Source organism: Paraburkholderia sp. CNPSo 3274, assembly GCF_024206475.1.
GTDB lineage: Bacteria > Pseudomonadota > Gammaproteobacteria > Burkholderiales > Burkholderiaceae > Paraburkholderia.
Genome location: NZ_JAMBPR010000051.1, coordinates 38630 through 63241, shown reverse-complemented (window position 1 = coordinate 63241; position 24612 = coordinate 38630). Strand labels below are relative to the sequence as shown.

General features: G+C 62.3%; 23 protein-coding genes and 1 pseudogene. 11 read left to right on the top strand and 13 right to left on the bottom strand.

Annotated elements, in window-relative coordinates; all coding sequences use genetic code 11:
• The 4 genes and pseudogenes from M3I54_RS29460 to M3I54_RS29445 form a co-directional block, all read right to left on the bottom strand.
• A pseudogene (locus M3I54_RS29460) lies at nucleotides 1-156 on the bottom strand (IS5/IS1182 family transposase); the annotation flags it as partial.
• 352 nt (nucleotides 157-508) lie between these two features.
• Complete coding sequence (locus M3I54_RS29455; protein ID WP_254342181.1) at nucleotides 509-976, bottom strand: hypothetical protein; 468 nt, start codon at nucleotides 974-976, stop codon at nucleotides 509-511.
• Between the two features lie 302 nt (nucleotides 977-1278).
• A complete protein-coding gene (locus M3I54_RS29450) occupies nucleotides 1279-2403 on the bottom strand; it encodes a hypothetical protein (protein WP_254342180.1) in 1125 nt (374 codons plus the stop codon).
• Nucleotides 2404-2488: 85 nt separating this feature from the next.
• On the bottom strand, nucleotides 2489-2722 hold the full coding sequence (locus M3I54_RS29445) for a hypothetical protein (RefSeq protein ID WP_254342179.1): 234 nt from the start codon (nucleotides 2720-2722) through the stop codon (nucleotides 2489-2491).
• A 746-nt stretch (nucleotides 2723-3468) separates the two neighbouring features.
• Here M3I54_RS29445 and M3I54_RS29440 point away from each other — a divergent pair.
• Entirely contained in the window at nucleotides 3469-3723 is a 255-nt protein-coding gene (locus M3I54_RS29440; protein ID WP_254342178.1) for a hypothetical protein, read from the top strand.
• 901 nt (nucleotides 3724-4624) lie between these two features.
• On the opposite strand, the gene M3I54_RS29435 is transcribed toward M3I54_RS29440, so the two are convergent.
• Both M3I54_RS29435 and M3I54_RS29430 read right to left on the bottom strand, forming a co-directional pair.
• The gene (locus M3I54_RS29435; protein ID WP_254342177.1) at nucleotides 4625-4981 is read right to left on the bottom strand and encodes a sugar ABC transporter ATPase; all 357 of its coding nucleotides are present in this window, start codon (nucleotides 4979-4981) and stop codon (nucleotides 4625-4627) included.
• A gap of 194 nt (nucleotides 4982-5175) precedes the next feature.
• On the bottom strand, nucleotides 5176-6339 hold the full coding sequence (locus M3I54_RS29430; RefSeq protein ID WP_254342176.1) for a porin: 1164 nt from the start codon (nucleotides 6337-6339) through the stop codon (nucleotides 5176-5178).
• Between the two features lie 673 nt (nucleotides 6340-7012).
• Between M3I54_RS29430 and M3I54_RS29425 the strand changes: the two genes are divergently transcribed.
• On the top strand, nucleotides 7013-7534 hold the full coding sequence (locus M3I54_RS29425) for a hypothetical protein (RefSeq protein WP_254342175.1): 522 nt from the start codon (nucleotides 7013-7015) through the stop codon (nucleotides 7532-7534).
• Nucleotides 7535-7552: 18 nt separating this feature from the next.
• Here M3I54_RS29425 and M3I54_RS29420 read toward each other — a convergent pair whose 3' ends face one another.
• Entirely contained in the window at nucleotides 7553-7987 is a 435-nt protein-coding gene (locus M3I54_RS29420; RefSeq protein ID WP_254342174.1) for a hypothetical protein, read from the bottom strand.
• Nucleotides 7988-8205: 218 nt separating this feature from the next.
• On the opposite strand from M3I54_RS29420, the gene M3I54_RS29415 reads away from it, so the two are divergent.
• From M3I54_RS29415 to M3I54_RS44940, 7 genes are all read left to right on the top strand, one after another.
• Nucleotides 8206-8907 carry a CDP-alcohol phosphatidyltransferase family protein gene (locus M3I54_RS29415; RefSeq protein ID WP_254342173.1) on the top strand — a complete coding sequence of 234 codons (702 nt, stop codon included), beginning with the start codon at nucleotides 8206-8208 and terminating at the stop codon, nucleotides 8905-8907.
• Complete coding sequence (locus M3I54_RS29410; RefSeq protein WP_254342172.1) at nucleotides 8904-9713, top strand: 2OG-Fe(II) oxygenase; 810 nt, start codon at nucleotides 8904-8906, stop codon at nucleotides 9711-9713. Before M3I54_RS29415 ends, M3I54_RS29410 begins: the two co-directional genes overlap by 4 nt.
• Nucleotides 9710-10720, top strand: a complete 1011-nt coding sequence (locus tag M3I54_RS29405) for a flippase-like domain-containing protein (protein WP_254342171.1) — start codon at nucleotides 9710-9712, stop codon at nucleotides 10718-10720. The genes M3I54_RS29410 and M3I54_RS29405 overlap by 4 nt, the downstream gene beginning before the upstream one ends.
• A 28-nt stretch (nucleotides 10721-10748) precedes the next feature.
• A complete protein-coding gene (locus M3I54_RS29400) occupies nucleotides 10749-11528 on the top strand; it encodes an NTP transferase domain-containing protein (RefSeq protein WP_254342170.1) in 780 nt (259 codons plus the stop codon).
• A gap of 229 nt (nucleotides 11529-11757) precedes the next feature.
• Entirely contained in the window at nucleotides 11758-13161 is a 1404-nt protein-coding gene (locus M3I54_RS29395) for an MFS transporter (protein ID WP_254342169.1), read from the top strand.
• A 130-nt stretch (nucleotides 13162-13291) separates the two neighbouring features.
• Entirely contained in the window at nucleotides 13292-15022 is a 1731-nt protein-coding gene (ggt, locus tag M3I54_RS29390; RefSeq protein ID WP_254342168.1) for a gamma-glutamyltransferase, read from the top strand.
• Nucleotides 15023-15365: 343 nt separating this feature from the next.
• Nucleotides 15366-15908 (top strand): LuxR family transcriptional regulator, encoded by a 543-nt coding sequence (locus M3I54_RS44940; protein WP_302059180.1) that lies wholly within the window; start codon nucleotides 15366-15368, stop codon nucleotides 15906-15908.
• Between the two features lie 18 nt (nucleotides 15909-15926).
• Here M3I54_RS44940 and M3I54_RS29380 read toward each other — a convergent pair whose 3' ends face one another.
• From M3I54_RS29380 to M3I54_RS29370, 3 genes are all read right to left on the bottom strand, one after another.
• Nucleotides 15927-16118 (bottom strand): hypothetical protein, encoded by a 192-nt coding sequence (locus M3I54_RS29380; protein ID WP_254342167.1) that lies wholly within the window; start codon nucleotides 16116-16118, stop codon nucleotides 15927-15929.
• A 34-nt stretch (nucleotides 16119-16152) separates the two neighbouring features.
• On the bottom strand, nucleotides 16153-17868 hold the full coding sequence (locus M3I54_RS29375) for an FAD-dependent oxidoreductase (protein WP_254342166.1): 1716 nt from the start codon (nucleotides 17866-17868) through the stop codon (nucleotides 16153-16155).
• A gap of 184 nt (nucleotides 17869-18052) precedes the next feature.
• Nucleotides 18053-18871 carry a LuxR C-terminal-related transcriptional regulator gene (locus M3I54_RS29370; protein WP_254342165.1) on the bottom strand — a complete coding sequence of 273 codons (819 nt, stop codon included), beginning with the start codon at nucleotides 18869-18871 and terminating at the stop codon, nucleotides 18053-18055.
• A 224-nt stretch (nucleotides 18872-19095) separates the two neighbouring features.
• Between M3I54_RS29370 and M3I54_RS29365 the strand changes: the two genes are divergently transcribed.
• Complete coding sequence (locus M3I54_RS29365) at nucleotides 19096-20118, top strand: VTT domain-containing protein (RefSeq protein WP_254342164.1); 1023 nt, start codon at nucleotides 19096-19098, stop codon at nucleotides 20116-20118.
• 39 nt (nucleotides 20119-20157) lie between these two features.
• Here M3I54_RS29365 and M3I54_RS29360 read toward each other — a convergent pair whose 3' ends face one another.
• Entirely contained in the window at nucleotides 20158-21585 is a 1428-nt protein-coding gene (locus M3I54_RS29360; protein WP_254342163.1) for a DHA2 family efflux MFS transporter permease subunit, read from the bottom strand.
• A gap of 287 nt (nucleotides 21586-21872) precedes the next feature.
• Here M3I54_RS29360 and M3I54_RS29355 point away from each other — a divergent pair, with 287 nt between their 5' ends.
• Entirely contained in the window at nucleotides 21873-22898 is a 1026-nt protein-coding gene (locus M3I54_RS29355; protein WP_254342162.1) for an aldo/keto reductase, read from the top strand.
• A gap of 27 nt (nucleotides 22899-22925) precedes the next feature.
• Here the strand turns inward: M3I54_RS29355 and M3I54_RS29350 are convergent, their stop codons facing one another.
• Nucleotides 22926-23102: a hypothetical protein gene (locus M3I54_RS29350; protein ID WP_254342161.1), complete on the bottom strand. Its 177-nt coding sequence runs from the start codon at nucleotides 23100-23102 to the stop codon at nucleotides 22926-22928.
• A 559-nt stretch (nucleotides 23103-23661) separates the two neighbouring features.
• Nucleotides 23662-24363, bottom strand: coding sequence for a carbonic anhydrase (locus tag M3I54_RS29345; protein ID WP_254342160.1), 702 nt, complete (start codon nucleotides 24361-24363; stop codon nucleotides 23662-23664).
• Between the last annotated feature and the right edge of the window lie 249 nt (nucleotides 24364-24612).

The window sequence follows — 24612 nt, the reverse complement described above, 5'->3', positions numbered from 1 at the left end:
GTCCGCTTCGTACATCTCGGCGAACAGTCGATCCATCTTCGCCAGCGCTTCGTTCGCCATTACGCGGATCGAACGCAACGGATGCGACTTGGGGACGAAGTCGTCCAGCTTGCGCACGGAAAACAAACTCTCGGTGAAAGTGTCGGCGCCGCGCATGATCTCCAGTGGGTAAGTGGTGGTTCATCTATCAACGCTTCACGAACTCTGCGCGATGACATGTTTCAGCGGTACTTCAGCAACCTGTTAAGCTCCACGCGCTGAATACCGGGCGCAATGTTATATGTACGCATGCGGCACCCTTAGATAATTGAGCCGGTACGCAAGATGCGATAGGCGGTACGTACGCGCTTGCGCCAATTTAGCGGTTTGACCATTCCGCACAGCACGACTAAGCGACCCACTTGCGCCCTAATCTCTCGTAGCTCCCTGCGCGTAGCTGCAGACTTGCTAAAACCCTTCTGATACTCCGGTGCGGATGGAATAGGCTTCTTTCGTTGCTTGCCCATAATTACGCGTCCCGTTCCGTGATCAGCGCGGGAAGCTCGGCCTTAGCCTTTTCGGCTGCTTCCACTGCGGAATGGACCTCACCCGCACGCATAAGCGCTTTATACGTTTGGCTGGCCTTTTCTGCCGCTTCGCGCAGCCCCGGATAGCTGCCACCTTCGCCCGATCCAACGGCTTTACGCCGCATTGCTGCAAGCGTGGTACTCGCCGTATTGTGGGTGGCGTACGCGGCGGCGTAGTCATGCTGTGCTTTGGCGAGCGGCGGCAACCCTTCCGCCTTAGCGATAGCGGCCTTAGCTCCCTTGATGAGAACAAGCACGGTTGCGGCCCGGTCGCGCGCCTGCTGGCTACGGTCAATACGGTTACCCTTATTGTCGAAGTTATCATCACAGAAGTGCGGAATAATCTTTGCGCCCTCGGCGGTTGCTTGGTCGAGAGACTTGGGGGCTTTGGGTTTAAACAGTTTGCTCATAATTTTCACTATAGTCCTTAGTTATACGCAATAGATCGGGCTGACCCGTGAGGATCAGCCCATGTTTTTAGTTGCCTGCAACGAATTTAACGAGAAAGACAACATACAGCCCCGAACTAGCGAACGTGAGCACTACCGGGCCGCTAGTGTCTTGCACTGTGAATCCCTTTTCCATCACGTTGCTAGCCGAGCCCGCCGCATCTCGGGCGGCAAGGCGAGCTTCCTCAGTCATAGCCGCGCGGTATTGCGCGGCGGCGGCTACTGCGTCCGCAGTCGTGCTAATGGTCGTCATCGCTTTGCCTTTAGACCGCGACCATAACCGGATTCACGAGCAGCGAGTAATCCGCGTACTTCGTAATCTTCAACGCAGACATATTCTGTTGGAACAGGTGTTGTACTTGCGTGGCCGAAGTGGGCGAAGTATCAAACGCAACGTCGGCTTCGTTGGTGCGCTCGATAAATTGCGGGCCGTCAAACACGGCTACGCGCTTAACATCAATGAGAGCAAGCGAGCCGTTAGGCATGGCGAGCACAGGGAGGGCGGGCAGTTGGTAATACGTACCGCCTTGCGGGCCTACGTTAGTTTCCTGCGCGCTACGAAGCGTGGCCAACGTTTCGGGGTTACCGATCCATGCGGCTGTGCGGATATCGCCAGCAAACGCGCGGATAGCAGCATTAACCGTCGACTCTGCTGCGCCTGCCGCGCTCGTAATACTTTCAACCATAGCCGCGTCTGTCGCATTGTTAGCGCCTTGCTCAAGCGTGCTCTGTACGAAGCCAACGATGGCGTCAGTACCAAGGTTCACAAGCTCGTTATTAAAGCCTGCGATAAAGCCGAACTTGCGATTGCTCTGCAGCCTAACGTCAGTGCTCGGGGCAGCAGCCGGATACGGAACACCCTCTGTAATTTCCGCCGCTTGAAGCAAGTTAGGCTGCACAAGGGCGCGGACGTTAGGCGGAAGGGGAAGGGCACCCAGCGCGGAAAGCATGCTAATAAGCGAGCGGGTAACAACCGGCACGAGCGGCGTAACTCCCGATTGCTGCGAAGAGTAATAAAGCGCGGGAGTGTTAGCCGTAGTTGCAGCGGATACAGCGGCCTTAGTGATAGCGCGCCCCTCCGCAGCGGCCTTAATGGCTTCGGCCCGGGTAAGTTCGCTATCCGTCATTTGCAGACCCTTGCGTACGAGTCCGGCAAGCTCAATAGTTTCACTAGGCGTAAGCGATTTTTTCCACGCGGTGCCCGCACCCGTAGCGATACGCGAGGAAAGCTCGTACACGTCATTCGCAGATTTAGCGCGGCGCATACCAGCGCGAAGGAGCGCGACTTCAGGCAACGACTCAGCGAGCCATACGTCATCCGTTCGGGTTTCAGCGATAGCGAGTTGGATTTGTTGAGCGGCGGTAAGATATTGGTTGAGGTTTTGCATAGTGTTTAATCCTTTAATGATAAGAAAAGTAGTCCGAATTAAATCGGCTCGGACCATACCAGGTACAGCACAGCATGCTCAGTGCTCAGACAGTAAAGGGTTGCGCGTTGATACGTGCGTAGGGAAGTGCGCCTTGTACTGCGGCCAGCGCTGCGGTGTGGTCGCCCGCATGGCGAACGATTGTGCTAAATGTTACGCCGTCTCGCGTGTTACGTCGCTTAACGTTATAGACTTCGAAGCCGGTGTGATTGAGAAGCGAGATAACCTGCTTACCTAACTGCGGTGCCGCTTCTGTGAAGCTAACGAATAGATCGAACATTCCTGCTCCTTTTGGTCTCTCGTGCTTATTGGTTACCTTGTCTTGCGAAGAACTGCCCTTCCCACGTCGCGGCCAGTCGTTCCGCCTCTCGCGTCAGCATCGCGCAAACAGTTAAGTCCTCCTGTGCCGCTAGCATCCGTAACGCTTTCAATGTCTCCGGTCGTACACGGCATGAAATAACGCGGCTAATGTCCGGGTCCGCTCCTTTGCGGGCAAATGTCCCGCGTGTTTTCGTGTTAGTCATAAGTACTCCAAAATAAGAAAATGTAGACAACTCCGTATTTGGTTGCTTAAACACACTCACAGAATGCGCTTAACAAACCTCAGTTTGCTCAACGGCTCGTTACCCGCTGATACCCTTACGAGACTGCGCATCCTGATTTGTCGCCGGTCTGTTTCCCTTTGACGCCTCAGGACTAACGCTTTACGCCCCGGCCAGTTTCCGGTTAGGTCTGGGATTTGGCTACCTCGCGGTAGTCGGTCCCTAACTCGTAACTAGCTGCCGGTTTGCTCGGCTTCCGCATTCTGTGACGACTCACAGACCAGATACCGACCATCGCCCCGACAGACGAACTATAAGTGCGATTTGTATCTCAACAAATACAATTGTGACTATCGGATTTGCGAGTCTAATAGCTAATGCTCGTCAAGCCATGCTGGACCCGCTGCTAGAATGCAGAGAATTATTGAGATCGGAGTATCAGAAAATGGCAACACGAGGACGCCCGAAGGGCGAGGACACGCGCATGCTGCATGTACGTGTCCCGGTGCGCCTGCTAGATCAACTAGAAACGCTGCAATTCGTAACCAAGCGGACTACCTCAGATGTTATCCGGCAGTCGCTGGAAACCTACGTGCAATTGCACGGGAACCTCTTAACGGAGGTAGCCAAGGCTCGCGGAGAATTCCAACGCACGTACACCCCGGCTGAGATTGACGCTATTGAACGCGCCCAGCTAGAGAACGAAGAGGAAGCAGACAAGCCCGAGAACCGGGACTAGAAAGCAAAAAGGGCGGCTCCGTTTCCGGGCCACCCTTGATGTATAGGTTCGTCCCGAGAGTTATTAACCTTGGGACCACACGAACTAGTAATCTTCCGGTTCGATGCGACGCATTGATGAACACCGGGAATCCAACCACACTTTAGCGCCAGTGGTTCGGCTTGCTACGTGCTTTAACAGTGATACTAGCTCTTGTGGTTTAGCTTGCTAGCCTGTGTACTGTTTTCGTCGGTAACTCGTAATCTTCCGATTCGTACTAACGCACTCTCGGGCATCGGGCACCCGGCCACAATTTAACGTCATGGGCTAGACGGTCCTGCGTGCTGCGTTACTGCTGATTTGTTTTGCCTAGCGGGTTCGGGGTCTTTCGACACTTGCGATACTCACTAGGGCGCGTCGTCTGTTTCGGGGAGGCTTCCTCTACAGACCGTGGTCCTTTCCGGTTGGGGCTTCCGTACTCGTCCAGCGCTGCTACCTCGTTTTCCCTTGGCCCATCTTCCCTCGGGACGTCTTGGTAGCGCTTTTTTAAGCAACGTTTTTAGAGTGCTCGCTTTGCACCTACCTCCTGCCTGTTACTTTGCCTTATTTTGCGTTCCCGGCACTCGGAACAGTCACAGCGCACGCATTCTAAGGTTGGCTCGGTTGCGCTGTCAACTACCAAATTGCGCTTTGTTAGACCCTCGCCGCAACAGTCGCAACGTCCGCAATTGTCGCCACGAGCAGGCTGTAACGCTGCTACAATTGGACTGCACATTTGCTACAAAGTCGCTTGGTTAAGTGATTGATTCTTATAAGTTTCTGCAATCTTCGCAGATGTGCCGCCGTTATGACAGGGGTGACATGCGGGCGGCATGCTGTACATCGTGTGGCGCGTGCGGTGCCCGCGCCAGCCGTTCGCGCGTCAGGTCGTGCAGCGCGCCACGTCGAAGCGCAGTTCTTCTTCAGGCGGATCGTTCGACGCGGAAGCGCCGTGCGTGACGCGAATGACCGAGCCGTGGCCGTTCGGCGTGAGCGTAACGAAGTACGACGCGTCCGAGCGCGAGCCCACGCTCAGCTCGGTCGTATTGCCGTCTCGCGATGTGTGCACGCTCGGCAGGCGGTCTTCGAGGCAACTCGCGACCGACGACGCCGAACGCGCCGACGAAGCGTAGATCATCGGTTCGCCATTTGAAGCGGTGCCGGACGGCGGTGTCGATCCGCAAGCGGCGATGAGCGCGAGCGGAGTCGCGGCGAGGAGTCGTTGCGTGAGCGTTTTCATAGGCGGCGTGACAGTATCGAAGCAGCGGATTATGCCAATGAGTATACGCACCCTGATGTGGATCAAGGCCCACGCAGACGTAAAAAGATGCAACCGCTAACAAGAAAAAACGCACATGCGCTTGTGGCGCATGTGCGTTTCGCATTGGAAGGGCAACGTGGCGGGTCGCGCCGGGTTTGCCCAACCCCGAGCGATCAGAAGCGGTGACGCAGACCGACTGTCGCGGCCACCTGGTTGTTCGTTGAAGAAGGCGAGAGCGTATTGATCGCAGCGACGTTTGCGACGCCCGAGCCGTCGGCGTTATAGCCGAGCGAGCCCGAAGCGTGCTGGTAGACGCCAGCGAGATAGACGTCGGTGCGCTTGCTCAACGAGTAGTCGGTGCCGAGCACCACGGTGTGCCACTTCGGGCTGTTGTTGCTGCCGTTGCCCGTGACCGTGCCGTCGGTGAACGTGTAAGAGCCGACGAACGCGAGGGCTGGCGTCAGATGGTAAGCGCCGTTGATCTCATAGTTGTCGACGTGCAGGTTCAGGCCCGAGAGGCCAGGCAGCGGCGCGCTGCCGCCACTCGAGAGACTCTGCATGCCGTCGATCTGCGAGTGCGTCCACACGAAGCCAACCTGTGCCGGGCCGTAGGTGTAGTTCACGCCCGCGCCGAACGAGCGCTGCAGCCGTGCAGAGATGTTCTGGTCGGCCGAAGCCGCGCTGTTCGCGGCGCCCAGACCGCCGGAGTTGTTCTGTTGCGAGTAGGCGGCTGCGAAGTTCAGCGGTCCGTTGCCGTACGACGCGCCCACGCTCCATGCGCGGCCATTCGCGAAGCCGTTCGCGTCGTTGCTGAAGCCGTACAGGCCGCCGAACTGCAAGCCCGCGTAGTTCGCGCTGGCGTACTTGACCGAGTTCTTGATCGAATAGCTTTGGGCGAGGTTGTCGTTGTCGAACGGGTGGCCCGCGAGATTGTTGCCGAATCCCGCGCCGGCTTCCGAGAGTGGCGAGAGATAGTCGACCATCGAGTCATACTGCCGGCCGAGCGTTAGCGTGCCGAACTTATCGCTCTTCAGGCCGACGTAGGCCTGGCGGTTGAAGCCGCTTTCGCCGTTCTTGTAGCCGCCGTTGTTGAGATTGAAGCCGCTCTCGAGGGTGAAGATCGCCTTCAGGCCGCCGCCCAGGTCTTCGGCGCCGCGAAAGCCGAAGTAGTTGTTCGAGAGCGCGCCGCTGCCCTGAGCCCACAGGCTGTGGCCGCCGGCGTTGTTCGCGTAGACGATGCCGGCGTCGAGCGAGCCGTAAAGGGTGACGCTGCTTTGCGCATGGGCGCTCATGGCAAATGCACTGAGGACGCCTGCAGCAATGAGTGCTTTTTTCATGTTTTTCTCCGGTCAGAACTTGGGGAATCTCAGGCCGAATATCTGAAAATCGATTTCGTGCCCGGCTGATTCGCAACGAAGTGTAGGCCTGGGATTCAGTGTATTTACACGGATCGACGCAATAATGCGTTCATCTCATTTTGTAATCCGCATTAATCATCGTAAGTGCGTGCATATAAAGAGATTTTTTATTTGATTATCTGGTGCGACAAAATGATCCATATGGATAATCTGTTGTGCATCCGCGACGATGCGGCAAAGCCGCGCGGGGGCTGGCTTAGCGAGAATTCAACGTTTTTTCAAGTGTGATTCTTGTCGTTTGATGAAAGGTACTGTTCCAGATCATGGACTGAACACATGGTCAGTGCGGCGCTACAATCTCTTCAGCCCTCGACCAAGGGTGGTCTTTTTTCATCTGTTTTTACGCGGCTCTCGGGCCGCGTTTTTTTTGCCTGCAGGAAAGCATTTTAAATTAATGCGCTCGACGGAATGGTGCGTTGCGGAAAACGCAATGATTAAAGTCGCTGACAGATATTCCGGTTTGGTGTGGCGGGATAATCCAAACCGGCAGGCTAGAAAGACGTGGCGCCCGGCGCGCGACGCGTTCCGGGTAGAATCTAGCCCTTGCCCCGCGACGGGCAAGTCCCGCGCAGAACCCGATGAATACCCCGTCATGACCGATTCCTCACCCGCAACCGATCCCGATTTCCCCGCCGATGACCCCGCAGCCGTTGCGGAGGTGATCCAGGAAGCGCGCCTGTGGCGCAAGGACGGCTGGACCGCGCGCGTGATCAAGAATGAGGACGACGACGGCTGGGCCGTCGAAATGATCAAGGACGGCGAGCCGGAGCCTGCGCTAGTCGGCCCGTGGACCATGGGCCGTGACAAGAAGAATCCCAAGCCGCTCGATACGTCGGCGTTCAACACGCTCGTGAAGACCGCTTCAGAGGTGCTGCGCCGGCACGAGCAGCAATTGCGCGCGCTGCTGCACAAGCGCGTGAGCGTGCAGACCGCCGAGGGCGATGTGGACGTGATGCTCGACATCGTTCCCGACGAGTACGAGCCCTACGCGCTCGTCAGCGCGATCGACGCGTTTGGCGAGCAACTCGCTCAAGCGCGCGTCGGGCCGAACTTCAAGCTCACGAAAGCGCGTGCCGAGGCCTGGGCCGAAGGCGGCTTCGGGCGTATCGAGTAAATATCAGAGCCTGCCCACTTACTCCTGCTTGCAGAAGATCGCAGTCAATAGCGGTCCGGCATGGTGGACGATGGCGTTATTGCCCGCCGCCGTGAGCGCCGCCTGCACTTTGGCCTGAGTGCCGACCACGACGGCCCCGTAGGCGGAAGGGGCGATGGGCTTGCCGTCGCCGGTCTTGAAAAGCGGATCGTCCTTCTGGAAACCCACTACGGCGAACACGCTGAAGCCATAGGCGGTCATGTGCTGGCCACGCGCGGGCCAGAACGCGTTGATCGAATTGCTTTCGACCTTCATGGGCTTCGGATCGATCAGGTTTTGCGTGATCAGCCCCGAAATGAAGTCGTGCGCGGACTCGCTGCAGGTCAGCGAATCGTCGATGACGGCGGCGGGGGCATTGCCGGTGAGAAGCGTCAGGAAAGCGAGAAAAAGGGCGACAAAGGTAAAGCGTTTCATTAAATGAGTGGCGAAAGTGCGTACGCCCAGGCCGGAATGCGGTGGGCGCACAACGCCCGGGCTGGCGCGAAGGGTTGCACTCTACGCGTGTTCGGGCGATTTCGCTTGCGGCGCTGCGGGAGCCGATCTGGCGCTTTGCCTTACAAAACCACAAGCTGAAGTAGTGCGAACGTCGGGACACCTGCAAGTTTTCTGGAAGGCGTATATATTTCGCGGTTATGACCGAAAAAAACAAACCTGTAAAAACGGCTCCACGGACGGTGCCGCACCCGCGCACGTGGGACGCTCGCGCGGCGCGTTGGCTCGTCACTCCGCTTATACCCACGCGCGTTACCCCGAATCATCTGACCACGGTGCGACTCCTGATTGGTGTTGCCGCCGGTTTTTATCTGGCGCGCGGAGACTTTCTGTACGTCAATATCGGCGCGTTTCTGATCGTATTGTCGAATTTTGTTGACCATACCGACGGCGAGCTGGCGCGTATCAGCGGCAAAACCAGCCGAATCGGGCATTTTTACGATCTCGCGGCGGACGCTCTCGTCACCGTCCTGCTGTTCTTTGGCATGAGCTACGGCCTCGGCGTCGTGGCTGCCCACTCCGGCGCCGGATGGCGTGTGCCGCCTGCCGTGCTCGGCGGCGTCGCGGGCGTCGCGGTCGCCGTGATTTTTTTTCTGCGCATGCGTATCGAGGAAATGGCCGGCAAGGCGGGCACCCAGCAGGCGTTCGCCGGCGGCTTCGAGACTGAGGACGTGCTGTATCTGCTACCCCTTGTCACGCTGACGGGCGTCGTATCGCCGTTCATTATCGCGGCTTCGATCGGGGCGCCGTTGTTCGCCATCTGGGTGGTGCTCGACTATGTGCGCCTGACGCGCCGCCGGCGTCCCGCCAAGGAAACCCGTCAGGTGTGGAGCAGCCGATGAGCTTGCTAGCAGAACAAGAACAGATCGTAGCGCCTCCCGTCCCCGCTCCAGCCCATGCCGCACGTGCGGCGGCCGGCGAACCGGACGCCGCGATCGGCCGCGCGCTGCAACCGTTGAACACCGCGCGCCTGCGCGACGACTACCAGAGCCAGGGCTCGTTCCTGTATCTCTCCGATTTTCTGCCCGCCGACGCCACGCAACAGTTGATCGACGCGGCCAACGCGCTGCTTCCCGAAGTCAATCGCAACTATCTGCCGGGCCACAAGGCGGGCGGCAGCGTGAGCCGTCACACCATCGACCGCCTCGCGCCGTACATCGCCGAGCTTTACCGCTCGCCGCAACTCATCGCGTGGCTCGAAAAGATCACGGGCGACAGCCTGCAGTTGTCTCCCGAAGACGACCCGCACGCTTACGCGCTCTATTACTACACACGCGCCGGCGATCATATCGGCTGGCACTACGACACGTCGTATTACGACGGCCGCCGCTATACGGTGCTGCTCGGCGTGATCGACGAGTCGTCGTGCAAGCTCGACTACGAGCTGCACACGAAAGACCCGAACAAGGCGGATGAACCGGGCTCGGTGCAGTACCCGCCGGGCGCGCTCATCGTGTTCGACGGCGACAAGCTTCGCCATCGCGTCACGCCGAGCCTCGAAGGCGAAGTGCGCGTTTCGCTCACGCTCGAATACGTGACGAACCCGAACATGCGCCCGTGGCGGCGTTTCATTTCGAACATGAAGGACGCCATCGCGTACTTCGGTTTCCGTCAGGTGTTCCGCAAGGCGTTTGGAGGCAAGGTGTGAGCCGTGCTGCCATCCTGCTGCTGTCGATCGGCACGGCACTCTTCATTGCACTGCTCGCCTGGCAGGGACTCGGGTCGGTAACCGGCGCGCTCGCGGCCGCCGGCTGGGGGCTCGTCCTCGTCGCGGCGTTCCACGTCGTGCCGCTCGCACTCGACGCGGGTGCGATCGCCGTGCTGTTTGGCAAAGGCGAGCGCGTCGATCAGCGTGATGCACTGCTCGCGCGGTGGAGCGGCGAATCGGTCAACAGCTTGTTGCCCGCGGGCCAGATCGGCGGCCCCGTGGCGATGGTGCGCCAGCTCGCGCAACGCGGCATGTCGATGCGCAACGCGGCTGCGGCCATCACCGTGAGCACGACGCTGCAAGCCGTCGCGCAGATCGTCTTCGCCGTATTCGGCATCGTGCTTTTTTCGGCCTACGCCTCGAACGGCGCGCCGCGCGACCTCGGCGTCGCCGCGCTGATCGCGACCGCCGTGCTCGGCGGCCTGATCGCGCTGTTCTATGTCGCGCAGCGCCGAGGTCTGTTCGGCCGCCTGCTGCGTCTCGCTTCGAAAGTGTTCGGCAAGCGCGACTGGTCAACGCTTGCCACGCGCGCCGATGCCATCGACGAGGCCGTGAAGTCGCTTTATGCCCGGCGCGGGCGCGTAGCGGCCAGCTTCGCGCTGAGCCTCGCGGGCTGGCTCGTGGGCACGGTGGAAGTGTGGCTCGCGCTGCGCTTTCTAGGCCATCCCGTAGGCTGGATCGATGCGCTGCTGCTCGAGAGCATTGGCCAGGCGATTCGCGGCGCGGCCTTCGCCATTCCTGGCTCGCTGGGCGTGCAAGAGGGCGGTTATCTGCTGCTCGCGCCGCTCGTCGGCCTGCCGCCCGAGGCGGCGCTCGCGCTTTCGCTTGCCAAGCGTGCGCGAGAAATCCTGCTCGGCTTGCCGGGCCTTCTGTATCTGCATTTCAGCGAACGTAGCTGGCAACGCCGGCGCGCCTCGCGCGTCTGTGCTGTCGAAGTCGCCGATTGACCTTTTTTCTCCCAAGGAACGTTTGCGCATGCGCGCCATCATTCTCGCGGCAGGCCTCGGCCTGCGCCTTCAGCAACACGCTGGAGAACAGTTTCCGAAATGTCTGCTGCAGTTCGAGGGCGTGACGCTGCTCGAACGCCATCTGCAATTGCTGAAAGAGGCGGGCGTGACGGAAGTCGTGCTCGCGCTCGGTTTTCAGCCTGAGCTGGTCGAGGCCGAACTCAAGCGCATCAACTGGCCGCACAAGGTCGAGGTCGTGATGAATCCGCGCTTCGACCTGGGCAGCGTGCTCACGGTGCATCGCACGGCAGAGGCGCTCACGCGCGGCGGCGATGTGCTGCTCATGGACGCCGACGTGCTCTACGACGAGCGCGTGTTCGCGCCGCTCGTGGCAGGCGAGGCGCCGGCCAACCGTCTGCTGATCGACCGCGACTTCGAAGCCGGCGACGAGCCGGTGAAGCTGTGCCTGCGCGATGGCGTGCCCGTCGAACTGCGCAAGCAACTGGCGGTCGGTCTGCAATACGACACGATCGGCGAGTCGGTGGGCTTCTTCCGTCTGAACGAAGCGACGGCGCGCCGCTTTGCGCAGATCGTCGAAGGCTACGTCGATACGGGCCGCGCGAACCTGCCGCACGAAGAAGCGCTGCGCGACCTGCTGCTCGAACGCGGCAGCGAGTTCGAAACCGCGGACGTGACCGGCGCGCCGTGGATCGAGATCGACTTCCCCAATGACGTGACGCGCGCCGCGGAGCAGGTCCTGCCGCAACTGCGTCCCGTGGTGAGCCGCGTGAAGCAGACGGCTCTCTGAAGCGCATCTGCGCCGCTTGCCTGACGCTGATTGCCTGATCCAGGCCGCGAGGTCTGCCTCCGCTTGAACGCGGCGGCGGGCTTCGCGGCTTTTGCTTTTGCGCGCGTTTTTGCTTCGCGCCGCACACACGAAGCGCACCGCTTCATCTGTTGCCGGGTTCCCGTTTTCCGCAACAAGGGCCATAATGGCAGCTTTACGCCATCAGCCACGCTGATCGTCGTTCCTGCCCATGCCATTAGCCCTCGGCACATTCATCGTTCCGCTCATCGTCGCGTGCTCGATGTTCATGGAGAACGTGGACGGGACGGTCATCGTCACCGCGCTCCCCGCACTGGCCCGCGATCTCGGCCAGGACCCCATCACACTCAAGCTGGCCGTCACGAGCTACGTGATCGGCCTTGGCGTGTTCATACCGATCTGCGGCTGGGTGGCCGATCGCTTCGGCTCGCGCAATGTGTTTCGCACTGCCATCGGCATCTTCATGGCGGGATCGCTGATGTGCGCGGCTTCGAGGTCACTCGAGACGTTCGTGGCCGCCCGCTTCGTGCAGGGCATCGGCGGCGCGATGATGGTGCCGGTGGGCCGGATCATCATCTTCCGCTCGCTGCCCAAATCGGACTTCATTCGCGCGGTCAACTATCTCACGGTGCCCGCGCTGCTCGGGCCGGTCGTGGGGCCGCCGCTCGGCGGGTTCATCACGACGTATCTGCATTGGCGGATGATTTTCTTCATCAATATTCCGATTGGCGTGCTCGGTATCTGGCTCGCGAACCGGCATATCGAGAACATGCATGAGGAGCATCCGGGGCGGCTCGACTGGGCCGGCTTCGTGCTTTCGGCGGGCGGGGCGTCGCTGTTCATGCTCGGCCTCTCGCTCGTGGGCGGCGAGCTCGTCGCCACTGGCACTGCGGTGACGATGTGCGTGATCGGCGCGTTGCTGCTGGTGGCCTATTGGTTGTATGCGCAACGTGTCGAGCGGCCCGTGCTCGATCTGAAATTTCTGCGCATACCGACGTTCAATGCGAGCGTAGCGGGCGGGTCGCTGTTTCGCATCGGGCTTGGTGCGGTGCCTTTCTTGTTACCGCTCACGCTGCAGGAAGGGCTCGGCATGACGGCGTTCGCTTCAGGCGCCATCACTTGCGCTTCGGCGTTCGGTTCGATTTTCATGAAGGCGATCGTCTCGCGCGTGCTCGGGCGCTTTGGCTTTCGCCGCACGCTGATGGTCAACGCGGTGCTCGCGGGTACGGCCATCGCGATATGCGGCTCGTTTTCGCCTGGCATGCCCGTGTGGCTCATCTGGCTCATCGTGCTCGCGGGCGGGATCTTTCCTTCGCTGCAATTCACTGGCCTCAATTCGCTCGCCTATGCCGATATTCCGACGCCCGACATCGGCCGCGCCACGAGTGTGGCAAGCGTGATCCAGCAGGTGTCGCTCGGCCTCGGCGTGACGATTGCGGGCCTCGTGCTGCAGATTTCGCATCGGGTGCAAGGGCATTCGGCCATCGTCTGGTCCGATTTCTGGCCGGCGTTTCTCGTGGTCGGGCTCTTTTCCGTGGCGTCGATTCCGGTGACGATGCGTTTGCCCGCGAATGCGGGGGAAGAAATTGCGCGCGGCCGGCGCGGCAAGGCTTGATCCCGGAAGGGACATCGTGTTGCACAGCAGCGGAATCAGCGGATCGCCGGATCGCAATCGTTTTCCTGGCGTGCTATAAGGCCAAGGCAGTATCCGCCAGGCCAACAAACCGAATCATGGGGTGAACTCAATGAAGCTGGTTGCAAAAACGAAAATCTCCGCTGCCGCTCTCGCACTGCTTTCGTTATCCGCCTTGTCCACGGGCTTCCTCGAAGCCACGCCGGCCTTTGCGAAGGATACGCAGCAACGCCCTGCGGTCCTGAATGCATCGGCGGTGGCCGTTGCCGACAAGTACGCGGCTGACGCCGCCGAGCAGATCCTCAAGGAGGGCGGCAACGCCGTCGATGCGGCGGTCGCCATCGCCTTCTCCCTCGCCGTGACCTACCCCGAAGCCGGCAACATCGGTGGCGGCGGGTTCATGACGCTCTACGTGAACGGCAAGCCGTACTTCCTCGACTATCGCGAGCGCGCGCCGCTGGCCGCCACGCGCACGATGTACCTCGACGACAAGGGCAACGTGATCCCGGGAAAGAGCCTTTTCGGCTACGACGCCGTGGGCGTGCCGGGGACGGTCGAGGGCATGTGGGAAGCGCAGAAGCGCTTCGGCAAGCTGCAATGGAAGCAGGTGCTCGCGCCCGCGATCAAATACGCGCGCGACGGCTTCGTCGTGGATGAGCAACTCGCGAAGCGCCGTGAGGCCGCAGAAAAGGACTTTGGCGGCAAGACCAATTTCGACGATTACTTCGGCAACCTGAAGGAGGGTGTGACGTTCAAGCAGCCCGATCTCGCCAACGTGCTCACGCGCATCGCAAACCAGGGTGCGAAGGACTTCTACGACGGCAAGACCGCGGACCTGATCGCCGCCTCGATGAAGGGGCACGGCCTCATCACGAAGCGCGACCTGCAGGAGTACAAGGCAGTGTGGCGCCAGCCGGTGGAGGCGAAGTGGAACGGCTACGAAATCATCACCGCGCCGCCCCCGAGTTCGGGTGGCGTGGGCCTCGTGCAGCTGCTCAAGATGAAGGCGATGCTTGCGCCGCAATTCAAGGACGTACCGCTCAATTCGCCGCAGTACATCCACCTGATCGCGGAGATCGAGAAACGCGTGTTCGCGGATCGCGCGCAATATCTCGGCGACCCCGACTTCTACAAGGTGCCGGTCGCGCAGCTCACCGACGACGCCTACCTCGCGAAGCGCGCCGCCGAAGTCGATCCCGACAAGCCTTCCGACACCAAGAGCGTGCAGCCGGGCCTCGGCACCTCGATGCCTGAGAAGGCGGAAACGACGCACTTCTCGGTGGTCGACAAGTGGGGCAACGCGGTTTCGAACACGTACACGATCAACGGCTACTTCGGTTCAGGCGTGGTCGTGCCGGGCGCCGGCATCGTGCTCAACGACGAGATGGACGATTTTGCGTCCAAGCCCGGGGTGCCGAACATGTTCGGCGTGGTAGGCAGCGACGCGAACGCGATTGCGCCGAAGAAGCGTCCGCTTTCATCGATGACGCCGACCATCCTCACGAAGGACGGCAAGGTGGCGCTCGTGATCGGTACACCGGGCGGGTCGCGCATCTTCACGTCGGTGTTCCAGGTCATCAACAACAACTACGACTTCGACATGCCGTTGAAGGACTCGGTGGCGGCGATGCGCTTCCACCACCAGTTGCTGCCGCCCAACACGATTTTCTGGGAGCCGTACCAGCCGATCGACGGTGAGCTCGCCAAGCAGGTCGAGGCGAAGGGCTACGTGCTGAAGGGGCAGGACTTCAACGGTGACATTCAGGCGATCCGTATCATCGGCGATACGCCCGACGCGGTTTCCGATCCGCGCGGCCGTGGCGTGTCGCGCCTGATCCAGTAAAACCGCGACGCCGATGCGAAACGATGCACCCCGCATGAAAGCAAACCATTTCGCATCGGCAACCTGGCAAGGGCTGGCAAAAGTTTGCATGACATGAGCGTTTGTCCTCAAATTTGGGGATGCCGCTCCGTTGTTCATCGCGTACTATGCAACCTCCGGCGGAAGACAGCCCTTTGCCGGCGTGTGTTTTTCTTGGGGCGGCGTTTGCCGCCCCATTTTCTTTTCGGCATTCCCGCTTCACGCTTCACAGTCGCACTGCAAATTGAATCCGTCAGGCACTTCGCTCTGACGTTCGCGCCGCCACGCAAGCGAGGCGCGCGCCCACTTCTCATCGCACCCGAGCATGGACCTGACGAGCCGCGAACTCGCGTTGATCGCCGACGTCTTCAAGATGCTGGCCGAGCATAGCTTGCCCGAGGGCGCCTTGCGTCTGGAGGTGGGGCGGCGCCTGCTCGATCTGCTGCGTGCCGACGGCCTGCATGCGGGCGCGGACCTGTTCGTCTGGTCGGGCGAAGAGAATCTCGATCATCTGCGCATTCGGCGCGGCAAGCGGCGCGAGCATTTTTCCGATCGGGAACTGGTGCTGTTTGATCTGGTGCGCCCGGCTTTCATCGCTGCGCTGGCGCGCTCGCGCGCGCAGACGGGGCGCGTTCAGCCGCCGCAAGGCGACCCATCCGCTGCGGATAACGAAGCGATCAGCCGCTTGACGCGGCGCGAGCGCGACGTGGTCGCGCTCGTGGTGGAAGGGCTGCTCGACAAGGAGATTGCCGAGCGGCTAGGCATTTCCTATACGACCGTGCGCACCCATCTCGATCGTTCGTTCCAGAAACTCGGCGTCAGCAACCGCTCGCGCCTCGCGCGGCTCGTGCAGTCGGCGCCGCGCTGAGGCGTGCCGCGCGTCCCCTTATTTCGGCGCGGCAGCCGAAACGTTCTCGCCCGCGGCGTCGATCAACCCGAGGCAGGTTTGCGCGTTGCCGATCCGTTCGATCGCGAGCAGCGCGAAGCGCGCGAGAAAGAGCGGGCCGTTGGTTTCGCACAGATTGGTCATGGTCTTGCACAGGTGCGTGTAGACGGTGTCGAGTTCGCTGTCGGTCATGGCTTTCTCCATCTGTACTTGATTCCGCCAGCGCTCAGGCGCACAGCGCGTGGTCGAGGGCGGCGAGCGCCTGCGTGGCGACTGTGCCGGCTTCGCCGTGCCAGCGGCCGAGGACATGGCCGTCCGGGCGCACGAGGTAGAGCGTGCCAGGCTGCGCGCCGTACATCGGGAACAGGCGTCCCGTTTGGTCCCAGCCGCTGCGGCGTGGTGCGTCGCCGGGCTGGCACTGCGCGAGCGGCACAAGCGCGAACGGCTGTGCGCGTGCGGCCAGCGTCGTTTCGAGCGCGGCGATCGGGGCGGGCGTCGTGCCATCCTCGCTGAAGTAGAACGCCGTAAAGCGTGGCGCGATCAAGTCGGTCACGTGGCCTTCGCGTGCGCCTGCCTGATCGACGATCGTGAGCGGGCATTCGGGCAGCACCGTGCCCGGCGCCGGGCCGTTCGAGAATGCGTCGGAGGCCGCGTTGAGCGGCGAGGCCGTGTAGGCGATGGCCGAAGTCTGGCGCGGATTGATCAGCGAGCGCACGGCGGCGTGCTCGCGCGCGAGGCTCAGCACGGCGGTGCGCATCAGATCGAAGGCGAACGACGGGGGCGCCATGAACTCCGTGCTCTTCGTGCCGTAGCTCAAGTTTTCGTGCGCGGCGTAGACGCGCTCGTCGGAGTAGCTGTCGAGCAACGCGTCGCTCGCGAGCCCCTTCACGACATACGCGAGTTTCCAGGCGAGGTTGTCGGCGTCGTCGATGCCCGAGTTCGCGCCGCGCACGCCGAAAATCGGCACGAGGTGCGCCGCGTCGCCCGCGAACAGCACACGGCCGTGGCGATAGCGCTCGAGTGTGAGCGCGTTGGCCTTGTAGATCGTGATCCAGACCGGCGACCACGATGCTGTCTCGCCCATCATGTCGAGCAGGCTCTGCACGCGCGGCATGACGTTTTCCGGCTTGATCGCTTCGTCGGCGTCCTCGCCGTCGCGCAATTGATAGTCGATGCGCCACACGTTGTCGGGCTGCTTGTGGACGAGCACGGTCGAGCCGGGATTCGACGCGGGATCGAAATACGCGAGCCGTTCCGTGGGCCGCGCGCTGTCGAGCAGGATGTCGACGATCACATAACGGCCCTCATAGCTCGTGCCCTGAAGCTTCAGTCCGAGCGACTCGCGCACCGTGCTGCGGCCGCCGTCCGCGGCGATGAGCCAGTCGGTCTGCGCGGTGTAGTCGCCCGCGGGCGTGGAGAGCGAGAGCGTGGCGCCATGCGCGTCGTGTTGCAGGGCCGTCACTTTCGTGCACCAGCGAATGTCGATGAGATCGGCGTGCCGTTCCGCTGCGTCGAGCAGGAACTGTTCGATGTGGTACTGCGCGAGGTTGACCATCGGCGGCAGCTTCTGGTTTTCGTCCTGCGGCATCGTGAAGTGCAGCACTTCGTCGTTGCGATAGAAGCTGCGCCCGCCGGTCCACGGCAGGCCTTTGACGAGGAAGCCGTCGAGCGCGCCGAGGCGCTCGACGATTTCGAGGCTGCGGCGCGAAATGCAGATCGCGCGGCTGCCGTAGCAGACCGATTCGTCGGCTTCGATCAGCACCGAGCGCACGCCGTGCTTCGCGAGGCCGAGCGCGATGGCGAGGCCCACGGGACCGCCGCCGACGATCGTCACGGCGTGGCGTTGGGCTTCACGGGCATTGCTGCGGCCGCCTTCGAGTTCGGGCAGGCGGGCGGCGTATTGCTTCGCCGCGAACGGATACGGTTTGAATTCGGCGCTCATGGGGTTGCGTCTCCGATACGTAAGTCTTGTGCTTGCCGGCTTGCCCCGAGCGGGGCGCAGGCGATGAAGTCAGTATGGAGCGCGAGGCGCGGCCCGCTGTCCTCAATTTGGGTACAGGGGGCTTACAGGGGGAGATGAGCGGGGGTTGCGCAGGCGTTCTGCTCTGCGCGCTTGCGGCGGGTGTTTAGCCCTGATCCGTCGCCAGACAAAGCGCAAAAAGCTGCCGCTGGCTCGAAATGCCCAGCCGCTGATACGCGCGTTTCTGATACGTCACCACACTGCTGGGCTTTACGCCCATGCACTCGGCGATTTCAACCGCGCTGCGTCCTTCGAGCACGCCGCGCAGAGCGTCGAGTTCGCGTTTGGAAAGCGTGGGGCAGAGTCCGCGCAGGCGCGCGAGCATCATCTGAGGAATGCCGGGCTGGCTCTGGCCGCGAATCGTGTAGTGATGCCGCGCCGACTCGCCGATCAGCGGCGCGAGCGATTCGACCAGTTCCACTTCGCCCGGCTGAAAATTCCCGGCGTCGCTTTCGCGGTACAGGTTCACAGAGAGCCAGATGTCGGCGGCCTGTTGCAGCAGCAGCGAGAGCCGGTCGGACACGTTGGGCGTGGCGTAACACGCGGTGCGGTAACCGTCGTGCGCGATGTCTGCGCTGCTTTGCCAGTGCAGCACGAGCGATGAGCCGGGCTTGTCGGCCGAGCCGCCGGTGACGATCTGCTGATTGCCGTCGAGCGCGTAGAAGAGGCGCGCGTAGGTATCGGCGACGTCGCGCAGAAAGCGTCCGCCGCGATGGTCGGCCACGGAAACCGTGCGCGGCCGGTTGCCGAATTCGTAGGCGAACACGGTGCACTGCGTGACCGAAGTCGCCGGGCCGAGCATGTTCAGCACTTCGGCGGCGAGCGCATTGGCGTCGTCGCGGCCGATGGCCGAAACGAGGCTGGTGACGCGTGAGAGGTCGAATTGACCTGCCTGCCTCGGTCGATCGAGATGCCAGTAACGCATGTTTCTTAACGGGAGATGGCTGGAAAAAACAACTTTTACGAGATTAGCACCGTTTCGCGTCGGCGCGAAAGCGCCAGCAGCGGGGCCGGATCGCCGCGCTCGACGTGAAGCCTGCGTCAATGTAAGCAAGGAATGGCACGTTGGGGTAATCTCCACCCTCGGCCGGCGCGGTATTCGCGTCATGTTTCCTTACCTGAACATCCCTGCGCGCAGGTTATCTCCAAATGTTGACGCTCCCCACCGCGATTCCCCCCGATTTCGGCGCCGGAGCGGTCTTTCTCAGCGTACTCGTCACGCAACTGGGCGTGCCCGTGCCGGCCGCGCCGGTGTTGATTCTCGCTGGCACGATGGCGGCGGGCGGCGAGACATCCTACGGGAGCCTGCTGGCTGCGGCCGTGGTCGCCACGCTGCTCGCGGATTCGTTGTGGTTCGCCGCGGGCCGCAAGCGCGGGCGGCGTCTGCTCAATGGGCTCGTGCGTTTTTCGCTGTCGCTGGACACGACGATCCGGATCGCGCGCAACGTATTCGAGCGCTACGGCGCGCCCATTCTCGCCGTGGCGAAGTTCGTGCCGGGGCTCGGCCTGATTTCCGCGCCGCTGCTCGGCACGACGACGGTGGCGGTGCACGTCTTCCTGCTGTGGGACACGGTCGGCGCGGCGTTGTGGGCGGGCACCTGGCTGCTCGGCGGCGCGGCGCTGCATGCGGAAATCGTGCGATTCGCGGCGTTCGTGCGCGCGAATGGCATGACGATTTTCGACGTGCTCGCCGTGGCGGGCGTGTTGTTCCTCGCCTGGCGCTGGCTGCGGCGCATGCAGTTCCGCCACTGGCTGGCGACGCACCGCATTTCGCCCGATCAACTCGACGAGATGATGAAGTCGAGCGCGCCGCCCATCGTGCTCGACGCGCGCCCGCAAACCGTGCGCGAGAAGGAGGCCTACCGGATTCCCGGCGCGCAGCCGCTGAATCTCGAATCGAGCGAAGAACTCTCGCCCGAGCTGATCGGGCGTCCAATCGTCGTGTACTGCGTGTGCCCGAACGAGGCGACGGCCAAGCGCATCGTCGATCAATTGCGCAACAAGCACATCTATCACGCGCGCGCGCTCAAGGGCGGGCTCGACGCCTGGGAGCGACACGGTTATCCGGTCGAGCCGCTGTCCAACGCGTTCCACGCGGCGCATGCCCATGCCGATGAACTCGAAGCGGGCGAGGAAGCGGAATACACCGTGCGGGCAAGCCTTTCCAAATAACGCTAGTTTTGCCGCGCGTCGCCAGGCGCGCGGCGTTGCCTACGCGCGCTGCCGGCGCGAGCCGCCGCCCACGTTCTGTCCCGCGTCGCGCGCCATCTGCGCATAACCCCACACCGAAATCAGCGTGAGCACGCCGGCCCCCAGAAAGGCGAGCCGGAAGTCGTCGAGCGTGAACACATGGCCCGTGGTTTCGCCGTTCACGTTCGCAGCCACGCGCAGCGCGAGCGCGCCGAACGCAATGCCGAGGCCGATGGTCATCTGCGCCGCCGCGCTCCAGAGCGTGCTGGCCGCGCTCATCTGCGGCTGCGCGACGTCGGCGTAGGCCAGCGTGGCGAGGGTGGAAAACTGCATCGAGCGCGCCATGCCGTAGACGAACACGACGATCAACACGATAGCGAGCGGCGTGCCGGGCGTGAGCAGGCCGCACGCGATCAACGACACACCCGCGACGCTGACGTCGACGACGGAAACGAGCCGGAAGCCCCAGCGTTCGAGAATGCGCGTCGTGAGCGCCTTCATGCCGAGATTGCCGAGCGCGCTCGCGAGCAGCAGCAGGCCGGACTTGAACGCCGAGAGACCGAAGCCGATCTGGAACATCAGCGGCATCAGATACGGCGCCGCGCCGATGCCGATTCGCGTGACCGACCCGGTCACGACCGTGACGGAAAAGGTCGGGATTTTCAGCGTGGATACATCGACGAGCGGGTGCGGATGACGTTTCGCATGCACGAACGCGACGACCCCGATCGCTACGCCCGCCGCAACGAGCGCCACCGCGCGCCACGGATTCTGGCCGGCCTGGCTCGCGAGTTCCGCGCCGTAAAGGATGGCGGTTAGCGCGGCGCCGCTCAGTACGAGGCCCGCCACGTCGAGCGGCCGGCGCTGTTCGCCGCGCAGGTTCGGCACGATGGCGGCGATGGCCGCGAGCACGGCGATGCCGAACGGCACGTTCAGCAGAAAGATCCAGCGCCACGACGCATACGTCGTGATGAATCCGCCGACGGGCGGTCCCACCACGGGCGCGGCGATGGCGGGCCAGGTGATCGTCGAGATCGCCTGCATGAGCTTGCTTTTCTCGGTGCTGCGCACGACGACCATGCGCCCGACCGGCACCATCATCGCGCCGCCAATGCCTTGCAGAATGCGCGCGGCCACGAACTCGTCGACGTTCTGCGAGATCCCGCACAGCACGGACGCCACGGTGAACGTGACCACGGCGCTGAAGAACACGGTGCGTGCGCCGCAGCGGTCCGCCACCCAGCCGCTGGCCGGAATGAAGATGGCGAGCGCGAGCATGTAGGCGGTCACGCCAAGACTCAGACTATTCGGGCCGATGCCGAACGAGCGCGCCATCTGCGGCAGCGCCGTGGCGATCACGGTCGTGTCGAGGTACTCCATGAAGAACGTGGCGGCGACGAGGTACGGCAGCCAGCCGACGCCGGAGGAGCGTTGCGCGGGCGCGGTCATTGCGCCTCCACGCGGCAGAGAAGAATCAATTTGAGCCTGGTACGGAGCATGGGCGGGCAGCGGAGATATTGCCGATCGGAACATTGCGGACCGGATAGTGAAGCAGAAAGCCCGCGGCGAAAGGCGACAGTTTCCAATACGCAAAAGCATCTGTACAGCCGCGCGGCGGTCGGCGGCGCTGCGAGTCCTTCGCCGTAGGATCTGCGCGGCAAGCCCGAATCGAAGCGGGTAGACTCGTCCGCTGTCGGCATTTCAGCGTCAACCCCTTGATTAGTGGAGGATCGGAAATGGAATACCGTTTTCTGGGTGCGTCCGGAATGAAGGTGCCGGTGCTGAGCTTCGGCGCCGGCACGTTCGGTGGCAAAGGCGAGTTCTTCGAGGCCTGGGGCGCAACCGATGTCGCCGAAGCGCGCAAGCTCATCGACATTTGCCTCGACGCCGGTGTCACGATGTTCGACACGGCCGATATCTATTCGAGCGGCGCGTCGGAGTCGGTGCTCGGCGAAGCGCTCAAGGGTCGCCGCGACAAGGCGATCATCTCGACCAAGGCCACCTTCCGCTTCGACGACGAACCCAATCACGTGGGCTCATCGCGCTTCCACCTGAAGCGCGCGGTCGACGCGGCGCTCAAGCGTCTGCAGACCGACCATATCGACCTGTTCCAGTTGCATGGTTTCGATGCGCGCACACCGGCCGAAGAGGTGCTGTCCACGCTCGACGAACTCGTGCGCGCAGGCAAGATTCTCTACACGGGCGTGTCGAACTTCTCGGGCTGGCACCTGATGAAATCGCTGGCCGTGGCCGATCGCTACGGCTATCCGCGTTACGTCGCGAACCAGACGTACTACTCGCTGATCGGCCGCGACTACGAGTGGGAGCTGATGCCGCTCGGGCTCGACCAGGGCGTGGGCGCGGTGGTATGGAGCCCGCTGGGCTGGGGGCGTTTGACGGGCAAGATTCGGCGCGGCCAGCCGCTGCCGGAGAAGAGCCGTCTGCACAAGACGGCAGAGCAGGGTCCGCCGGTGCAGGACGAGTCCCTCTTTCGTGTGCTCGACGCCATCGACGAGATCGCGAAGGAAACCGGCAAGACCGTGCCGCAGATTGCGCTGAACTGGCTGCTGCAGAGGCCCACGGTCGCGACGGTGCTGATCGGTGCACGCGACGAGGCGCAGTTGCGCCAGAACCTCGGCGCGGTCGGCTGGAACCTCACGCCCGAGCAGGTGGCGCAGCTCGACGCCGCGAGCGCGGTGCGGCCTGTCTACCCCTACTGGCACCAGGAGGGTTTCGCTGAGCGCAACCCGTCACCGGTGTGACGGGTTTCTTCGCTCGGTGAGGCTTCATCAAGCCGCTTCGGCCTGGCGCAGGATCTGGTTCGCGCCCAGATGCAGCGCCAGTGCGAAAAACTCGCGCTCCGCGAGATTGAGGGTCTTCGCGGCGGCCATCGCGCGGTAATGATCTTCCGGGTGGAGGAACAACTTCACTTCGACTTTCGACTGACGGTTCTGCGCGGACTCCATGGATGCTACTCCTTCGGTAACCGGGCGCTCGGCCCGTGACGGGTGTGAAGCCCATTACCGGGCGTCCATACGCGCAAAGGCGCGCGCCGTTTGCCGCGATGCGAGCGGCGGCATGAACGGCGATGACGCGGAGTGGGCTTTTCAAGTTTGCCTGCCGCGGCGCGTGCGCGACGGCAGGACACGCGCGCTGAACTAGCGAAGCGTGGGACGACGCGATGCGCCGGTAGTGCGGTTGAAGCTGGGATGAGGCAGGTGATGCGACGGCGGGGCAACGTGCTGCATGAGCGACCAACCTCCGGAATTATTCTTTTTGTGCGGCAGGGCACCGCATGTAGTACGGGGCAGAGTGTAGTCGCGTTTTCTCCTAGGGTAAACCCCTAATTCGTAAAGAATTATTGCGTAGATTGAGAAAGTCGCGCGGCAAGACTCGAAATGCCTTGTCGACGCATTTCAATTCATGCGGAATGAATAAAGGGAGTTGGATGGGGCGGCGTGAACCGCCACCCCGGCACTGGCATGAAAGCCAGCGTTAAGGCGTGGGCGCGTCAGCGCCCGGCCATTATTCCTCGACGCGCTTGCGCAGGCGCGCGCGCGCTTCGCCGAGCGACAGGAACTTGCCGTGTGATTCGTCCAGCACGGTGACCTTGCCGTGGCCGATGTCATAAACCCAGCCCTGCAGTTCGAGCTGGCCCTGGGCCACGCGCGCCGCCACGGCGGGGTGCGTGCGCAGGTGCGTGAGTTGCAGGCGGACGTTTTCTTCCACGAGCGCCTGAACGATCTGGTCGTCGTCCAGACCGCGGGTCTTGACCACGCTGCGCGCGGCTTCCGCGTTGCGCAGCCACGCCTGCACCGTGGGCATCTCGGCCGTGGCTTCCGCGCCCGAGGCGAGCCCCTTCATCGCGCCGCAATCGGTGTGACCGCACAGCACGATCTGCTTCACGTTGAGCGCGAGCACCGCGAATTCCACGACGGCTGAAACGCCGCCGAGCATTTCGCCATACGCCGGCACGATATTGCCGATGTTGCGGCAAACGAACAGATCACCGGGCTTGGCCTGCGTGATCATTTCCGGCGAAACGCGCGAGTCGGCGCAGGTGATGAAGAGCGTGTGCGGCGCCTGGCTGTGGGCGAGGCTGTGGAACAGCTCCTTGTTGCCCGGGAAAACGTGATGAGTGAATTCGTCCACGCCGTCGAGCAGGTGTAACAGATCGCAGCCGCACGAATCGGAGTGACCGTCGTGCGAGTGGGTGTTGTCTGGCATGGATGTTTCTCTCTTTATCATGAATCGACACTATCGAATGGCAACAGCGGGAGTTTACGCTGAGCCGACCCCTTGCGGATCGGAAAACTTTGCGCCAGTTGCGCTAGCCAGCCGTTTCCCCGGTATCCAATCGTCGAATTGGCGGGATATGTCGATAAACCGGCCGAAAAGACAGCTAAGTACAGGAAAGCGGGCTGCGGCGAAGGTGCTGGCGCGTCGTGCGTTTCCGTTCGAAAACAGATTTTCTCA

What these genes read in the sequence shown, in the direction of transcription:
- M3I54_RS29455 (WP_254342181.1), bottom strand. Translation starts at nt 976, where the DNA reads ATGAGCAAACTGTTTAAACCCAAAGCCCCCAAGTCTCTCGACCAAGCA.
- M3I54_RS29450 (WP_254342180.1), bottom strand. Translation starts at nt 2,403, where the DNA reads ATGCAAAACCTCAACCAATATCTTACCGCCGCTCAACAAATCCAACTC.
- M3I54_RS29445 (WP_254342179.1), bottom strand. Translation starts at nt 2,722, where the DNA reads ATGTTCGATCTATTCGTTAGCTTCACAGAAGCGGCACCGCAGTTAGGT.
- M3I54_RS29440 (WP_254342178.1), top strand. Translation starts at nt 3,469, where the DNA reads ATGCTGCATGTACGTGTCCCGGTGCGCCTGCTAGATCAACTAGAAACG.
- M3I54_RS29435 (WP_254342177.1), bottom strand. Translation starts at nt 4,981, where the DNA reads ATGAAAACGCTCACGCAACGACTCCTCGCCGCGACTCCGCTCGCGCTC.
- M3I54_RS29430 (WP_254342176.1), bottom strand. Translation starts at nt 6,339, where the DNA reads ATGAAAAAAGCACTCATTGCTGCAGGCGTCCTCAGTGCATTTGCCATG.
- M3I54_RS29425 (WP_254342175.1), top strand. Translation starts at nt 7,013, where the DNA reads ATGACCGATTCCTCACCCGCAACCGATCCCGATTTCCCCGCCGATGAC.
- M3I54_RS29420 (WP_254342174.1), bottom strand. Translation starts at nt 7,987, where the DNA reads ATGAAACGCTTTACCTTTGTCGCCCTTTTTCTCGCTTTCCTGACGCTT.
- M3I54_RS29415 (WP_254342173.1), top strand. Translation starts at nt 8,206, where the DNA reads ATGACCGAAAAAAACAAACCTGTAAAAACGGCTCCACGGACGGTGCCG.
- M3I54_RS29410 (WP_254342172.1), top strand. Translation starts at nt 8,904, where the DNA reads ATGAGCTTGCTAGCAGAACAAGAACAGATCGTAGCGCCTCCCGTCCCC.
- M3I54_RS29400 (WP_254342170.1), top strand. Translation starts at nt 10,749, where the DNA reads ATGCGCGCCATCATTCTCGCGGCAGGCCTCGGCCTGCGCCTTCAGCAA.
- M3I54_RS29395 (WP_254342169.1), top strand. Translation starts at nt 11,758, where the DNA reads ATGCCATTAGCCCTCGGCACATTCATCGTTCCGCTCATCGTCGCGTGC.
- ggt (WP_254342168.1), top strand. Translation starts at nt 13,292, where the DNA reads ATGAAGCTGGTTGCAAAAACGAAAATCTCCGCTGCCGCTCTCGCACTG.
- M3I54_RS44940 (WP_302059180.1), top strand. Translation starts at nt 15,366, where the DNA reads ATGGACCTGACGAGCCGCGAACTCGCGTTGATCGCCGACGTCTTCAAG.
- M3I54_RS29380 (WP_254342167.1), bottom strand. Translation starts at nt 16,118, where the DNA reads ATGACCGACAGCGAACTCGACACCGTCTACACGCACCTGTGCAAGACC.
- M3I54_RS29375 (WP_254342166.1), bottom strand. Translation starts at nt 17,868, where the DNA reads ATGAGCGCCGAATTCAAACCGTATCCGTTCGCGGCGAAGCAATACGCC.
- M3I54_RS29370 (WP_254342165.1), bottom strand. Translation starts at nt 18,871, where the DNA reads ATGCGTTACTGGCATCTCGATCGACCGAGGCAGGCAGGTCAATTCGAC.
- M3I54_RS29365 (WP_254342164.1), top strand. Translation starts at nt 19,096, where the DNA reads ATGTTGACGCTCCCCACCGCGATTCCCCCCGATTTCGGCGCCGGAGCG.
- M3I54_RS29360 (WP_254342163.1), bottom strand. Translation starts at nt 21,585, where the DNA reads ATGACCGCGCCCGCGCAACGCTCCTCCGGCGTCGGCTGGCTGCCGTAC.
- M3I54_RS29355 (WP_254342162.1), top strand. Translation starts at nt 21,873, where the DNA reads ATGGAATACCGTTTTCTGGGTGCGTCCGGAATGAAGGTGCCGGTGCTG.
- M3I54_RS29350 (WP_254342161.1), bottom strand. Translation starts at nt 23,102, where the DNA reads ATGGAGTCCGCGCAGAACCGTCAGTCGAAAGTCGAAGTGAAGTTGTTC.
- M3I54_RS29345 (WP_254342160.1), bottom strand. Translation starts at nt 24,363, where the DNA reads ATGCCAGACAACACCCACTCGCACGACGGTCACTCCGATTCGTGCGGC.